This is a genomic window from Streptomyces sp. NPDC046939 (assembly GCF_040644575.1).
GTDB lineage: Bacteria > Actinomycetota > Actinomycetes > Streptomycetales > Streptomycetaceae > Streptomyces.
Genome location: NZ_JBEYWV010000040.1, coordinates 46,488 through 60,262, shown reverse-complemented (window position 1 = coordinate 60,262; position 13,775 = coordinate 46,488). Strand labels below are relative to the sequence as shown.

The 13,775-nt window shown below is 72.4% G+C and carries 11 protein-coding genes and 2 pseudogenes; 8 read left to right on the top strand and 5 right to left on the bottom strand.

All coding sequences use genetic code 11. The features are described 5' to 3' along the window. Positions 1–11: 11 nt before the first annotated feature. A pseudogene (locus ABZ877_RS33680) lies at positions 12–884 on the top strand (NTP transferase domain-containing protein); the annotation flags it as partial. A 72-nt stretch (positions 885–956) separates the two neighbouring features. Here the strand turns inward: ABZ877_RS33680 and ABZ877_RS33675 are convergent. Then, a pseudogene (locus tag ABZ877_RS33675) lies at positions 957–1,106 on the bottom strand (hypothetical protein); the annotation flags it as partial. Positions 1,107–1,162: 56 nt separating this feature from the next. Here ABZ877_RS33675 and ABZ877_RS33670 point away from each other — a divergent pair. From ABZ877_RS33670 to ABZ877_RS33660, 3 genes are all read left to right on the top strand, one after another. Beyond that, positions 1,163–2,761: a molybdopterin molybdotransferase MoeA gene (locus ABZ877_RS33670; RefSeq protein WP_361079280.1), complete on the top strand. Its 1,599-nt coding sequence runs from the start codon at positions 1,163–1,165 to the stop codon at positions 2,759–2,761. A 67-nt stretch (positions 2,762–2,828) separates the two neighbouring features. Further along, positions 2,829–3,926, top strand: a complete 1,098-nt coding sequence (locus tag ABZ877_RS33665) for a potassium channel family protein (RefSeq protein ID WP_361079277.1) — start codon at positions 2,829–2,831, stop codon at positions 3,924–3,926. Between the two features lie 63 nt (positions 3,927–3,989). Beyond that, entirely contained in the window at positions 3,990–4,970 is a 981-nt protein-coding gene (locus tag ABZ877_RS33660) for an NAD(P)H-quinone oxidoreductase (protein WP_361079274.1), read from the top strand. A gap of 13 nt (positions 4,971–4,983) precedes the next feature. Here ABZ877_RS33660 and ABZ877_RS33655 read toward each other — a convergent pair whose 3' ends face one another. After that, positions 4,984–5,490 carry a hypothetical protein gene (locus ABZ877_RS33655; protein ID WP_361079271.1) on the bottom strand — a complete coding sequence of 169 codons (507 nt, stop codon included), beginning with the start codon at positions 5,488–5,490 and terminating at the stop codon, positions 4,984–4,986. A 169-nt stretch (positions 5,491–5,659) separates the two neighbouring features. Here ABZ877_RS33655 and ABZ877_RS33650 point away from each other — a divergent pair, with 169 nt between their 5' ends. Continuing rightward, positions 5,660–6,205, top strand: coding sequence for a bacterial proteasome activator family protein (locus ABZ877_RS33650; protein WP_361079268.1), 546 nt, complete (start codon positions 5,660–5,662; stop codon positions 6,203–6,205). Positions 6,206–6,287: 82 nt separating this feature from the next. Here ABZ877_RS33650 and ABZ877_RS33645 read toward each other — a convergent pair whose 3' ends face one another. Beyond that, positions 6,288–7,937 carry a protein kinase gene (locus ABZ877_RS33645; protein ID WP_361079265.1) on the bottom strand — a complete coding sequence of 550 codons (1,650 nt, stop codon included), beginning with the start codon at positions 7,935–7,937 and terminating at the stop codon, positions 6,288–6,290. A 391-nt stretch (positions 7,938–8,328) separates the two neighbouring features. Here ABZ877_RS33645 and ABZ877_RS33640 point away from each other — a divergent pair, with 391 nt between their 5' ends. Beyond that, positions 8,329–9,984, top strand: coding sequence for a protein kinase (locus tag ABZ877_RS33640; protein WP_361079263.1), 1,656 nt, complete (start codon positions 8,329–8,331; stop codon positions 9,982–9,984). A 31-nt stretch (positions 9,985–10,015) separates the two neighbouring features. Here ABZ877_RS33640 and ABZ877_RS33635 read toward each other — a convergent pair whose 3' ends face one another. Continuing rightward, positions 10,016–10,426, bottom strand: a complete 411-nt coding sequence (locus tag ABZ877_RS33635) for a pyridoxamine 5'-phosphate oxidase family protein (protein ID WP_361079261.1) — start codon at positions 10,424–10,426, stop codon at positions 10,016–10,018. 86 nt (positions 10,427–10,512) lie between these two features. Continuing rightward, positions 10,513–11,175 carry a response regulator transcription factor gene (locus tag ABZ877_RS33630; protein ID WP_361079258.1) on the bottom strand — a complete coding sequence of 221 codons (663 nt, stop codon included), beginning with the start codon at positions 11,173–11,175 and terminating at the stop codon, positions 10,513–10,515. 391 nt (positions 11,176–11,566) lie between these two features. Between ABZ877_RS33630 and pdhA the strand changes: the two genes are divergently transcribed. Together pdhA and ABZ877_RS33620 are read left to right on the top strand one after the other, a co-directional pair. Continuing rightward, the gene (gene pdhA, locus ABZ877_RS33625; RefSeq protein WP_361079255.1) at positions 11,567–12,778 is read left to right on the top strand and encodes a pyruvate dehydrogenase (acetyl-transferring) E1 component subunit alpha; all 1,212 of its coding nucleotides are present in this window, start codon (positions 11,567–11,569) and stop codon (positions 12,776–12,778) included. A gap of 4 nt (positions 12,779–12,782) precedes the next feature. Then, positions 12,783–13,763, top strand: a complete 981-nt coding sequence (locus ABZ877_RS33620; protein ID WP_361079253.1) for an alpha-ketoacid dehydrogenase subunit beta — start codon at positions 12,783–12,785, stop codon at positions 13,761–13,763. Positions 13,764–13,775: the final 12 nt, after the last annotated feature.

Genomic DNA, 13,775 nt, shown 5'->3' with positions numbered 1-13,775 from the left:
ATACTCGGTCCATGACCGAAGCCGCCGAGTCCGTCCACGGCACCCGCGCGTACGACGCCGTCGTTCTCGCCGGGGGTGCCGCGCGGCGGCTCGGCGGCGCGGACAAACCCGGGGTGCGGATCGGCGGCCGGGCGCTGCTCGACCGGGTCCTCGCCGCCTGCGCCGGGGCCCGTAGCACTGTGGTGGTCGCCGAACCGAGGCCGACCGAGCGGGCCGTCGTCTGGGCGCGCGAGGACCCACCGGGCGGCGGGCCGCTCGCCGCGCTGGACGCGGGTCTGCACGCCCTGAGCGGTGCGGGGGGCCAGGCCGGGAGCGTCGTCGTCCTCTCCGCCGATCTGCCGTTCCTGCGCGCGCGCACCGTCCGCCGCCTGCTCACGACGCTCGACACGCTCGTTACGCGCGACATGCGGGGCGAGGGTGTCCTGCTCGTCGACAGCGACGGCCGGGATCAGCCGCTCGTCGCCGCCTATCGGGCGTCCGCCCTGCGCCGGGTCCTGGCCGCGCTGCGTGCCGAGCACGGGGCGCTCACCGGACTGCCCCTGAGGCTCCTCGTCCGGAGCCTGGACACGGTCCGCATCACCGACCCCGTCGCCTCATTCGACTGCGACACCTGGGACGACATCGCCGCCGCCCGGTCACGGATCAGGGAGCATGGTCACGTGTTGGATGAATGGATCTCCGCAGCCAAGGACGAACTGGGCATCGACCTGGACGTCGACACCGGCGTTCTGCTCGATCTCGCCCGCGACGCGGCCCATGGGGTCGCCCGCCCCGCGGCGCCCCTGACGACGTTCCTCGTCGGGTACGCGGCGGCGCAGGCGGGAGGCGGGCCCGAGGCGGTCTCCGCCGCCGCGGTGAAGGCCGCCGTGCTCGCCAACAGGTGGGCCCGCGAGGCCGAGTCCCCGCCCGAGCCGGGCCCCGCCGAGCCGGGCCCCGCCGAGCCGGGCCCCGCCGAGCCGGGCCCCGCCGAGCCGGGCCCCGCCGAGCCGGGCCCCGCCGAGCCGGGCCCCGCCGCGTCGGACCTCGCAGAGCCGGGCCCCGCCGCCCCGGAGCCGGGCGCGCCGGAACCGGACGCCCCCGGGCCGGACGCCGGTCGAGCCGCGCAGTGAAGGGGCCCGAGGGCCGGACGGCAGCGGCCGAACCGTTGGACACCGGGGACTCCATGCACACCGGGGACTCCGTGGACACCAGGGACCCCCTGGACGCCTACGTGGACGAGGTGATCGCCCTCGCCAACAGCACCCGCGTCGCCGCCGAGTCCGCCCACGGCACCAGCGGCTCCGCCCAGCCCGGCGATGACGCCCAGAGCCCCGCCACGGGAAACGACCCCGGCACCCGGCCCGGCGACGACCCGCACGGCACCACCGAGCCCACCCACGGCACCGGCGACACCCATGGCACTGGCGACACCTCCGACCCCGGCCACGCCACCCCACCCCCTCCCGCCCCCGCCCCCCGGGCGAACAACGACACCCCGGGCCCCAGCCCGACCCGTACCCCCGCCCCAACCCCCTGGCCCACAGCCCGCCAATCCGCTCGCGAGGCCGCCCACCACGCCCCCCGCGAAGCGACCCCCACCCCCCTGGACCGCGCCCACGGCCTGATCCTCGCCGCCCCCCTGACCGCCCTCACCGACCTGCCGCCCTTCGACACGTCGGCGATGGACGGCTGGGTCGTCGCGGGGCCGGGTCCCTGGGACGTACAAGGTGCGGGGATCCTCGCTGGGCACGCGGTGCCCGGGGCGCTGGGGGACGGCGAGGCCGCGCCCGTCGCGACCGGCGCCCGTATCCCCGCGGACACCACGGCAGTGATCCGCAGCGAGCACGGCCGCATCGACGACAAGGGCCGTCTGCACCCGTTGCGCCACGTCACCCAGGGCCAGGACATCCGCCCGCGCGGTCAGGAGTGCCGCAGCGGCGAGGTGCTGCTGCCCGCGGGGGTCCTCGTCACCCCCGCCGTGCTCGGCCTCGCGGCGGCGGCCGGGTACGACGAGCTGCCGACCTTCCCGCGCCCACGGGCCGAAGTCCTCGTCCTGGGCGACGAGTTGCTGACCTCCGGTCTGCCCCGCGACGGTCTCATCCGGGACGCGCTCGGCCCGATGCTGCCGCACTGGCTGCGCGCGCTCGGCGTCGAGGTCACCGCCGTACGTCGCCTCGGTGACGACGCGAAAGCACTGCTCAAAGCGGTGCGGGGGGCCAAGGCGGACCTCGTCGTGACCACCGGCGGTACCGCGTCGGGGCCGGTCGACCACGTCCATCCCACACTGCGCGCGCTCGACGCCGAGCTGCTCGTGGACGGGGTCGCGGTCCGCCCGGGGCATCCGATGCTGCTGGCCCGCCTGAGCGACGGCCGGCACCTCGTCGGCCTGCCCGGCAACCCGCTGGCGGCCGTCTCCGGGCTGCTGACGCTCGCCGAGCCCCTGCTGCGGGTGCTCGCGGGGCGGGCCGAGGGCGGGGCCCCGTACGGCGCTCCTCTGCACCAGGACGTCCAGGGGCACCCGCACGACACCCGGCTCGTCCCCGTCGCCCTGCGCCAGGACAGCGGCAGCGGGCACGATTGGGCGGTGCCGCTGCACTACAACGGGCCCGCGATGCTGCGCGGCATCGCCGCCGCCGACGGGCTCGCGGTCGTGCCCCCGGGCGGCGCCCACGAGGGCCAGGAGGTGGAGATCCTCGACCTGCCCTGGTCCTGGGGTTCCGCCGCCGGAGGACCCCTGCCCGCGCAGTCTCCGACGCGACACGCCACCATGGACCCCGCATGACAGCACGGCAGCACCAGCACCACCGGTGGTCACCTCAGCAACCCCCAGGCAGGGAAGGGCGTTTCACGTGAAACTGGCCGGCCATGACGCCATGGCGCGCCAAGCGGACGAGAAGACGACGACGTACCGGGTGAAGCTGCCCCGGCGGATCGTCGAGCGTCCGCTGCGCCAGGTCGCCCGCCGAGTCCTGATGGCTCTGGCCGTGCTCGTCCTCACCGCGCTCCTCGTCTGGCTGGACCACGACGGCTACAACGACAACTCCGACGGCAGGGTCGATCTCCTCGACGCCTTCTACTACGCGACCGTCACCCTCTCCACCACGGGCTACGGCGACATCACGCCGGTCAGCGACGGGGCGCGGCTCACCAACATCTTCCTCATCACGCCGCTGCGTGTGCTGTTCCTGATCATCCTGGTCGGCACCACGCTCGAAGTCCTCACCGAACGGACCCGGGAGGAATGGCGCCTGAACCGCTGGAGGTCCAACTTGCGTGACCACACTGTCGTCATCGGCTTCGGCACCAAGGGCCGGAGCGCGGTGGAGACCGTCTGTGCGACCGGTCTGAAGCCCGAGCAGGTCGTCGTGGTCGACCCGAGCGGCAAGGTCGTCGAGGCGGCGAACAGCCTGGGGTACGCCGGTGTCGTCGGGGACGCGACCCGCAGTGATGTGCTGCTGCGCGCCGAGGTGCAGCGCGCCCGGAAGATCATCATCGCCACCCAGCGGGACGACACGGCGGTCCTCGTGACGCTCACGGCACGGCAGTTGAACCGCAGCGCGAAGATCGTCGCCGCCGTGCGCGAGGAGGAGAACGCGCAGTTGCTCCGCCAGTCCGGCGCCGACGCCGTGATCACCAGTGCCAGCGCGGCGGGGCGGCTGCTCGGCATGTCGGTGCTCAGCCCGCACGCGGGCATGGTCATGGAGGACCTCATCCAGAAGGGCAGCGGCCTCGACCTGATCGAGCGCCCGGTCATAAAGTCCGAGGTCGGTCTGAAGCCCAAGGAGGTGGACGACCTGGTCGTCAGCGTCGTACGAGGACATCGCGTGCTCGGCTACGACGACAAGGCGATCGGGGCGCTCCAGCTGACCGACCGGCTCATCACGATCGTGCGGGTGACGCCGACGACCCAGGTCGCCCCCGACACGAAACCCCTGCCGCAGGACTGAGCCTGGCGGCGGACACCGGCGTCGCACCAGGTCCGACGCCGGTGGCGGAGTAGCCTCGCCGCCATGTATGCGATCACGATCCCGGAACCCGGCGGACCCGAGGCGCTCGTCTGGGCGGAGGTCCCCGACCCCGTACCCGGCGAGGGCGAAGTCCTGGTCGAGGTGGTCTCCAGCGCCGTCAACCGCGCCGATCTGCTCCAGCGGCAGGGCTTCTACAGCCCGCCGCCCGGCAGCTCCCCCTACCCCGGCCTGGAGTGCGCGGGCCGGATCGCCGAGATCGGCCCCGGCGTCTCGGGCTGGTCCGTGGGCGACGAGGTGTGCGCGCTGCTCGTGGGCGGCGGCTACGCCGAGAAGGTGGCCGTCCCGGCGGGGCAGTTGCTGCCGGTCCCGAAGGGGCTCGACCTGGTGAAGGCCGCCGCGCTGCCCGAGGTGACCTGCACGGTCTGGTCCAACGTCTTCATGATCGCCCACCTGCGGCCGGACGAGACGTTCCTCGTGCACGGCGGCTCCAGCGGCATCGGGACCATGGCGATCCAGCTCGCCAAGTCGGCCGGCGCCAAGGTCGCCGTCACGGCGGGCAGCAAGGAGAAGCTCGACTTCTGTGCGGGTCTCGGCGCGGACATCCTCATCAACTACCGCGAGCAGGACTTCGTCGAGGAGATCAAGGCGGCCACGGGCGGCGCGGGCGCCGACGTCATCCTCGACAACATGGGCGCCAAGTACCTGAACCGCAATGTGGACGCGCTCGCCGTCAACGGCCGTCTCGCCATCATCGGCATGCAGGGCGGCGTCAAGGGCGAGCTGAACATCGGTACGTTGCTGGGCAAGCGCGGCGCCATCACCGCGACCACGCTGCGGGCGCGGCCGCTCGCGGAGAAGGCGGCGGTCGTCGCGGCGGTGCGCGAGCACGTCTGGCCGCTGATCGAGGACGGTCACGTACGGCCGATCGTGGACCAGGAGCTGCCGATGAACGAGGCCGCGCGGGCGCACCGGATCCTGGAGGAGAGCGGCCACATCGGCAAGGTCCTGCTCACGCGCCCGTGAGACCGGACACGCCCTAGCGGCGCAGCCGCAGCGCCAGGAAGCCGAGGCCGAGCCCGGTGAGGAGCAGCCCCGCCCCCAGCGGCACCACGTTGCCCAGCGGAGCCTCGGCCCCCTGGCCGCGCGCGCTGGTGGCCGGCTGCTCGGTCCCCGGGCGCTGCGGGCGCGCGCTCGGCGGTGTGGAGGCGGACGGCTGGGCCTCGGGCGGCGGCAGGGCGGCGGCGTCGTGGTCCGGGTCGGGCAGCGCTCGCCCCGGCGGGGTGCGTCCCACACCGGCCCGGCTGCCGGCGAGCGAGCCGCCCGGGGAGGGCTCGGCGGCGTGCGCCGGGCCGACCGGGACGGACGCACCGGCCACGCCCGCAAGACCGAGGACACAGGCGAGGAAGCCCAGCGCGCCGCACACGACGGCGACGATCACCGCCCGTGCGACGGCGCCGCCCTGCTCGCGTCCACCCGCGACGACCGCGCCCCGCGCCCGTCCGCTCGCCGTGCGAGAGGTCCACCGGACGCGCGCTGTGTCCATGCCCCGCATGACCGTCCCCTCGCCCTCGCGTCCGTCCGGCGCCTCCGACAAGCGTCACATACCCTACGTAAACGGGCACCCCGGACCCGGAGCCCGTACGAAGGTGGTGGATCACCCCGCAATGGGGGCACCACCGAGGAGTGACCGCTGGGTGCGAGAGAATGGCTGCATGGAGATGCCGAGGAACGAACGGTCGCCGGAGAACCCGCAGATCCTGGTCGTGGGCCAGGACGGAATGGCTCTGGGCGGCGGCGGAGACGACGAATCCCGCGAGGTTCCGGTGACGGAGATGGTGGAACAGCCCGCCAAGGTGATGCGCATCGGCAGCATGATCAAGCAACTGCTGGAGGAAGTGCGCGCGGCTCCTCTGGACGAGGCGAGCCGGCAGCGGCTGCGGGAGATCCACGCCAGCTCGGTCAAGGAGCTCGAGGACGGGCTCGCGCCCGAACTGGTGGAGGAGCTGGAGCGGATCTCGCTGCCCTTCACCGAGGACGCGACGCCGAGCGACGCGGAACTGCGGATCGCGCAGGCCCAGTTGGTGGGCTGGCTCGAAGGGCTGTTCCACGGGATCCAGACGACGCTGTTCGCCCAGCAGATGGCGGCCCGCGCGCAACTGGAGCAGATGCGCCGCGCGCTGCCGCCGGGTGTCGGCGGGGGCGACGGCGAGGGCGAGGACCCGCGGACGATGGGCCGCTCGGGCGGCCCGTACCTGTAGAACCTTCTTGTAGATCCTGACCTCTGACGACGGCGAAGGGCCCGGTCCGTGCGGACCGGGCCCTTTCCAGTGCCGTCGGGCGTCAGGACGGCGGGTTGCCCGTCGAGACGCTCAGGTCGATCTTGACGTTGTCCGGGTCGACCTCGGTGCCCGCCGCCGGGAACTGGTCCATGACCGACCCCTCGCCGTACGTGTTCTCGTCGTAGGGCTTGATGGTCTTGCTCCACCCCGCGGCCCGCAGGCAGGCCTTCACCGAGTCGATGTTCTTGAGGTAGAAGTCCGGGACCTTGATCTTGTTCTCGTCGTTGCTGCCGATGGTCGGCTCGGTGCACTGGTCCGTCGCGATGGTCTTGGTGAGATCGGGGCCCTTGTGCCCGGCGACCGCCGACTGGGACGGCTTGTCGGTGCCACCGCCGCCCCCGGTGTCGTCGCCCTTGTTCAGCGACAGAGCCGTGATCAGACCGCCGATGGCGACGAGCGCGACGACGATCGAGGCGATGATCACCGCCTTGTTGCGGCCCCCGCCGCCCGCACCCTGCGTGCCGGTCGTGGCGGGCTGGTGGCCGACCGTGTACGGCGGCGGCGTGTGCTGCTGGCCCTGCGGCGCGTACGGGGACGCGGGCGGCGGCGTCTGGTAGCCGCCCTGCATGTTCTGCTGCGGGTAGCCGTACCCGGCCTGCGGCTGCGGCGTCGGCGCGCCGTAGTGGCCCACCTGGTACGGCTGCTGCACGGGGCCAGGGGCGGGCACCCCGCTCTGGTCGACCGGCGGGAAGACGGCCGAGCCGACGCCCGCGCCGCTCGCCGTCGGGGCGCCCGGCACGATGCTCGGCGCGACGGACGGTGCGCCGGCGAGCGACTGGGCGACGCGCAGGCACTCGTCCCGCATCGCCTCCGCGCTGGGGAAGCGCTCGTTCGGGTTCTTCTTCAGGGCGCGGGCCACGAGCGCGTCGACGGCGGGCGGCAGCGAGCGGTTGATCGAGGAGGGCGCGACCGGCTCCTCCTGGACGTGCGCGTAGGCGATGGCGAGCGGCGAGTCCGCCTCGAACGGCAGCCGCCCCGTGACCAGTTGGAAGAGCATGATGCCGACCGAGTAGAGGTCGGAGCGGGCGTCCACGCCGCGGCCGAGCGCCTGCTCGGGCGAGAGGTACTGCGGGGTGCCTACGACCATGCCGGTCTGCGTCATGGAGGTGACGCCGGACTGCATGGCGCGGGCGATGCCGAAGTCCATGACCTTGACGACGCCGCGCTTCGTCATCATCACGTTGCCCGGCTTGATGTCGCGGTGTACCAGGCCCATCTCGTGGCTGATCTCCAGCGCGGCGAGGACGTCGGCGGTGATCTTCAGCGCCTTGTCGGAGGGCATGGCGCCGTACTGGCGCACGTCCTGGTCGAGCACGGAGCCGAGCGGAAGCCCCTCGACGTACTCCATGACGATGTACGGCGTGATCGTTCCGTCGAGGTCGTCCTCGCCCGAGTCGTAGACCGAGACGATGTTCGTGTGCGTGAGCTTGGCCACGGACATGGCCTCGCGCTGGAAGCGCTGGCGGAAGGAGTCCTCGCGGCCGAGTTCCGTGTGCAAAGTCTTGATGGCGACGGCCCGGTCGAGCCGGGTGTCGTGCGCGAGGTGCACGGACGCCATGCCGCCCTGGCCGAGCAGGTCACGCAGCTGATAGCGGCCGCCCGCAACGGACCGACCCGCGTAGCGGCCACCGGCGCCACCGTCTTGGCTCATGTCTTACGTCCCCCATCGCGCCCCGCGTCGGCGCGGCCGGTGATCGAATTCAGCTATTCCCGGCCAAGTCTGCCCGAGGCCACGGGCACGTCAAGCTCGATGCCCGATCCGTGACCGTACGGGCGGGAAGCGTCGCGCAAGCGTTACAGGTCCATGACCACCGGTCCCGGCGCGGGACGGTCATGGAACGCTCGTCGAACGGGCGCGAAAATTGCGCGCACGATTTGCAAGGCGTGCACGGCAACGGGTTTGATGTCCGGTCCATCTCGGAACGGAGCCGCGTCCGAAGCCTGTAGCGTGGCCCGACGGAGACCGTATTTCACAACCGCGCGTACTCCGACGAGTGATCCGGCGGCAACGGCAGCACGGACAGAAACGACGGCGAGGACTGATGGCACAGCAGCAGCGCGCTCAGGGCCCGTCCGACCCCGAGGCGACTGGCGGCGGTATGTCAGATGCGCCGGAGATGTGGGGTAACGGCGGGCTCGTCGGGGACGGCCGGTACCGGCTGACGCACAGACTCGGCCGGGGCGGCATGGCCGAGGTGTTCGCGGCCGAGGACGTACGCCTCGGGCGCACCGTCGCCGTGAAACTGCTCCGCTCCGACCTCGCCGAGGACCCGGTCTCCAAGGCCCGCTTCACGCGCGAGGCCCAGTCGGTCGCCGGCCTCAACCACCACGCCGTCGTCGCGGTCTACGACTCCGGCGAGGACCACGTGAACGGCTCGACCGTTCCGTACATCGTCATGGAGCTGGTCGAGGGCCGCACCATCCGTGACCTGCTGCTCAACGCGGAGGCGCCCGGCCCCGAGCAGGCCCTCATCATCGTCTCCGGGGTCCTTGAGGCGCTCGCCTACTCGCACCAGCACGGCATCGTGCACCGCGACATCAAGCCCGCCAACGTGATCATCACCAACACCGGCGCGGTGAAGGTGATGGACTTCGGCATCGCCCGCGCCCTGCACGGCGCGCAGTCCACGATGACGCAGACCGGCATGGTCATGGGCACCCCGCAGTACCTCTCGCCCGAGCAGGCGCTCGGCAAGGCCGTCGACCACCGCTCGGACCTCTACGCGACCGGCTGCCTGCTCTATGAGCTGCTCGCGCTGCGGCCCCCGTTCACCGGCGAGACGCCGCTCTCCGTCGTCTACCAGCACGTCCAGGACATCCCCGTCCCGCCGTCCCAGGTCACGGACGGGGTGCCGCCGGAGCTGGACGGCCTCGTCATGCGCTCGCTCGCCAAGGACCCGGACGACCGGTTCCAGACGGCCGAGGAGATGCGCGGGCTCGTCCAGTACGGCCTGTCGATGCTGTACGAGCAGGGCGGCCACACCGGCACCTGGAACACCGGCCCGGTCGACGCCGCCGCGCACGAGGGCGGCACCACCGCGGCGATGGGCCTGGCCGGCACCACCGCGCTCCCGCACCCCGGCGACCACGGCTCCACGGCCGCGCAGCCGATGCTGCGCCCGCCGGGCGACGACGGCGGCTTCGACGGCCAGGGCAACCGGGGCGGCAGCGGCCGCGGCAAGCTGTGGATCGTCGCCGCGCTCGCGGTCATCGCGATCGCGGTGGGCGTCGCCCTGGCGCTCAGCGCGGGCAACGACAAGGGCGACGGCGGCGGCACCAAGCAGTCCCCGTCGGCGACCGAGTCCAAGAAGTCGAAGGAGCCGAGCAAGTCGGCCAGCGACGACGCGACCAAGGGCGAGACGCAGGACCCGAACGAGGACACCGGCGGCCAGAGCGACTACACGCCGCCCGCCCAGCCGGGCACGGGCGGGAACGGGAACTGGACGCCGACGAAGTCGGCGTCGAACCAGCCGCCGCAGCAGAGCGGGCAGCCCTCGGCGCCGGAGACCCCCACGGAGACGGAGCCGGAGTCCCCGCCGCCGTCCTCCGTGACGACCGGCGGCGGTGGCAACGGCGGCGGCGGTGGCAACGACGCGGGCGGCACCGGCGACGGTGGCACCGACACGGGCGGCGAGACCGGCGGCGGCAACGCCGGGGCCGCGGCGGGCACCGACACGGGCGGCCTCACCGGCGGCTGAGCCAGGAGCCGCGCGGCCAGGAGCCGCGCGGCTACGCGTCCCGCAGCTCGTGCACGGTCACGAGCTGCGGGTCCACGCGCAGATACACCGGTTCGAACCGCTCGCCGTCCGCGAAGTGCGGGGCGGGCCCGAACAGCTCCAGCTCGGCGGCGGTGGGCTCGACCTGCGCGCACGTGCCGACGCACTGCACGGACCAGTGGGTGCCGCGGGCGCCGGGGCCCAGATTGTCCGCGCCGTACGCGACCACGCTGCCGGCGCAGGCCAGGTGGTAGCCGTAGCCGCGGTGCAGGCGGAGCAGCAGCCGTCCGCCCGCCACGATGTGGCGGGCGGCGGCCAGGAAGGGCAGGGCGCGCATGCTGGTGGCCACGCGCCCGTGACGTACCCGCGCGAGCAGCTCGAAGCCGCGCTCCGGGTCGTGCGGCCACGTCGTCTCGGGAGGCATGCCACCACTGTGCGCCGCCGGGCCCGCGCGGCAGAAGGGGCGCCCGCCCCCGAACGGGCGGGACCTAGGTCCCGGACCGCGTGCGGTCAGTGCTGCTTCTGGGCCTGCATGCGTGCCACGTAGGCCGCCGCCTGCGAGCGGCGCTCCATGCCGAGCTTGGACAGGAGGCTGGAGACGTAGTTCTTGATCGTCTTCTCGGCGAGGTGGAGGCGCTCGCCGATCGCGCGGTTGGTCAGGCCCTCGCCGATCAGGTCGAGAATTTTGCGCTCCTGTTCGGTGAGGTTCGCGAGCCGGTCGTCGTCCTTGGAGCGGCCCCCGTCGCGCAGCCGCTCCAGGACGCGGGCGGTGGCCACGGGGTCGAGCAGCGAGCGGCCCGCCGCCACGTCGCGGACGGCCGTGAGCAGCTCGTCGCCCCGGATCGCCTTGAGGACGTAGCCGGAGGCTCCCGCCATGATGGCGTCGAACAGGGCCTCGTCGTCCGCGTACGAGGTCAGCATCAGGCACCGGATCGACTCGTCCTGGGAGCGGATCTCGCGGCAGACCTCGACGCCGCTGCCGTCCGGGAGGCGTACGTCGAGCACGGCGACGTCGGGCCTCGTCGCGGGGATGCGCACCAGGGCGTCGGCGGCGGTGCCGGCCTCGCCGACGACCTCGATGTCCTCCTCCACGGCGAGCAGCTCGTGGACGCCGCGGCGCACCACTTCATGGTCGTCGAGCAGAAATACGGTGATTTTTCCGTCTTCGCGCACGATGGCAGTCTCACACACCGGCTCTTCCCGCGCGCTGGGTGACCGGGATAACGTGCCGGTGTTCCGGCCCGCTGCCAGGCTGAGACCAGGGCACAGTCCACACGCTGTGACCTGCGACGCTCCACCGGCCGCGCGAATAGTAGGAGATCCAAGCATCGAATTACTTGGAAATCCAAGCAAAATCGCAGGTCAGATGGGGTTTCGCAGATGTGTGGCGCACTGGGTAACGTGCTGGGTGAAGGGTGCTTGCCGGAGCACAGGTTCTTTTCGTTTTTCCTAGTCACGCCTGAACCCGGCTCCACCGCACCCACCCCGTGCGTGGACGGATCAGGCGAGCCGAGCCGACTGGCCATCCGGCAATCCCGGGGGCCGGACCGACGGAGGAGCACACGTGACCGTAGACAGTGCTGACAGCACTGCCGCCGCGCAGAAGGCGCAGCCGCCGCGCAAGCGGGCCGCCGCGAAGAAGTCCCCGAGGAAGACCGCGGCCAAGGCCGCCGCGGCCCAGGGACCCGAGCTGGTGCAGCTCCTGACCCCCGAGGGGAAGCGGGTCAGGACGGCGCAGACCGCGGTGTACGACGCGTACGTCGACGCGATCACCGACGACGAGTTGCGCGGCCTGTACCGCGACATGGTCCTCACCCGCCGCTTCGACGCCGAGGCCACCGCCCTGCAGCGCCAGGGCGAGCTGGGCCTGTGGGCGTCGCTGCTCGGCCAGGAGGCCGCCCAGATCGGCTCCGGGCGGGCCACCCGCGAGGACGACTACGTCTTCCCGACCTACCGCGAGCACGGCGTCGCCTGGTGCCGCGGGGTCGACCCGACCAACCTGCTCGGCATGTTCCGCGGCGTGAACAACGGCGGCTGGGACCCGAACAGCAACAACTTCCACCTGTACACGATCGTCATCGGCTCGCAGGCGCTGCACGCCACGGGCTACGCGATGGGCGTGGCCAAGGACGGCGCGGACTCCGCCGTCATCGCCTACTTCGGCGACGGCGCCTCCAGCCAGGGCGACGTCCTGGAGTCCTTCAACTTCGGCGCCGTCTACAACGCGCCGGTGGTCTTCTTCTGCCAGAACAACCAGTGGGCGATCTCCGAGCCCACCGAGCGCCAGATGCGCGTGCCGCTGTACCAGCGCGCGCAGGGCTTCGGCTTCCCCGGCGTCCGCGTCGACGGCAACGACGTCCTCGCCTGCCTCGCCGTGACCCGCTGGGCCCTGGAGCGGGCGCGCGGCGGCGAGGGCCCGACCCTGGTCGAGGCGTTCACGTACCGCATGGGCGCGCACACCACCTCCGACGACCCGACGAAGTACCGGGCGGACGAGGAGCGCGTCGCCTGGGAGGCGAAGGACCCGATCCTGCGCCTGCGCACCTACCTCGAGGCCGTGACCGACACGGACGAGGCGTTCTTCGCGGAACTCGACGCCGAGAGCGAGGCGTTGGGCAAGCGGGTGCGTGACGTCGTACGGGCCATGCCGGACCCGGGCCACCTCGCGATCTTCGAGAACGTGTACGCGGACGGGCACGCGCTCGTCGACGAGGAGCGCGCGCAGTTCGTCGCCTACCAGGCGTCGTTCGCCGACGAAGCGGCCGGGGAGGCCTGAGGACATGGCGGTACAGAAGCTTCCGATCGCCAAGGCGATCAACGAATCGCTGCGCACGGCGCTGGAGAACGACCCGAAGGTCCTCGTCATGGGCGAGGACGTCGGCAAGCTCGGCGGCGTCTTCCGCGTCACCGACGGCCTGCAGAAGGACTTCGGCGAGGAGCGGGTCATCGACACCCCGCTCGCCGAGTCCGGCATCGTCGGCACCGCCATCGGCCTGGCCCTGCGCGGCTACCGGCCGGTGGTCGAGATCCAGTTCGACGGATTCGTCTTCCCGGCCTACGACCAGATCGTCACCCAGCTCGCGAAGATGCACGCGCGTGCGCTCGGCAAGGTGAAGACACCGGTCGTCGTCCGTATCCCGTACGGCGGCGGCATCGGCGCGGTCGAGCACCACAGCGAGTCCCCCGAGGCGCTGTTCGCGCACGTGGCGGGGTTGAAGGTGGTCTCCCCCTCCAACGCCTCGGACGCGTACTGGATGCTCCAGCAGGCGATCCAGAGCGACGACCCGGTGATCTTCTTCGAGCCGAAGCGGCGCTACTGGGACAAGGGCGAGGTCGACACCGAGGCCGTCCCCGGCGACCTGCACAAGGCGCGCGTGGTGCGCGAGGGCACGGACCTGACCCTCGCCGCGTACGGGCCGATGGTGAAGGTCTGCCTGGAGGCCGCGGCGGCGGCCCAGGAGGAGGGCAAGTCCCTGGAGGTCCTCGACCTGCGCTCGATCTCGCCGATGGACTTCGACACCGTGCAGAAGTCGGTGGAGAAGACCCGCCACCTGGTCGTCGCCCATGAGGCGCCGGTCTTCTTCGGCTCCGGTGCCGAGCTGGCCGCGCGGATCACCGAGCGGTCCTTCTACCACCTGGAGGCGCCCGTGCTGCGGGTCGGCGGCTACCACGCCCCGTACCCTCCGGCGCGCCTGGAGGACGAGTACCTGCCGGGCCTGGACCGGGTGCTCGACGCCGTCGACCGCTCGCTTGCGTACTGAGAGGGGCTGACC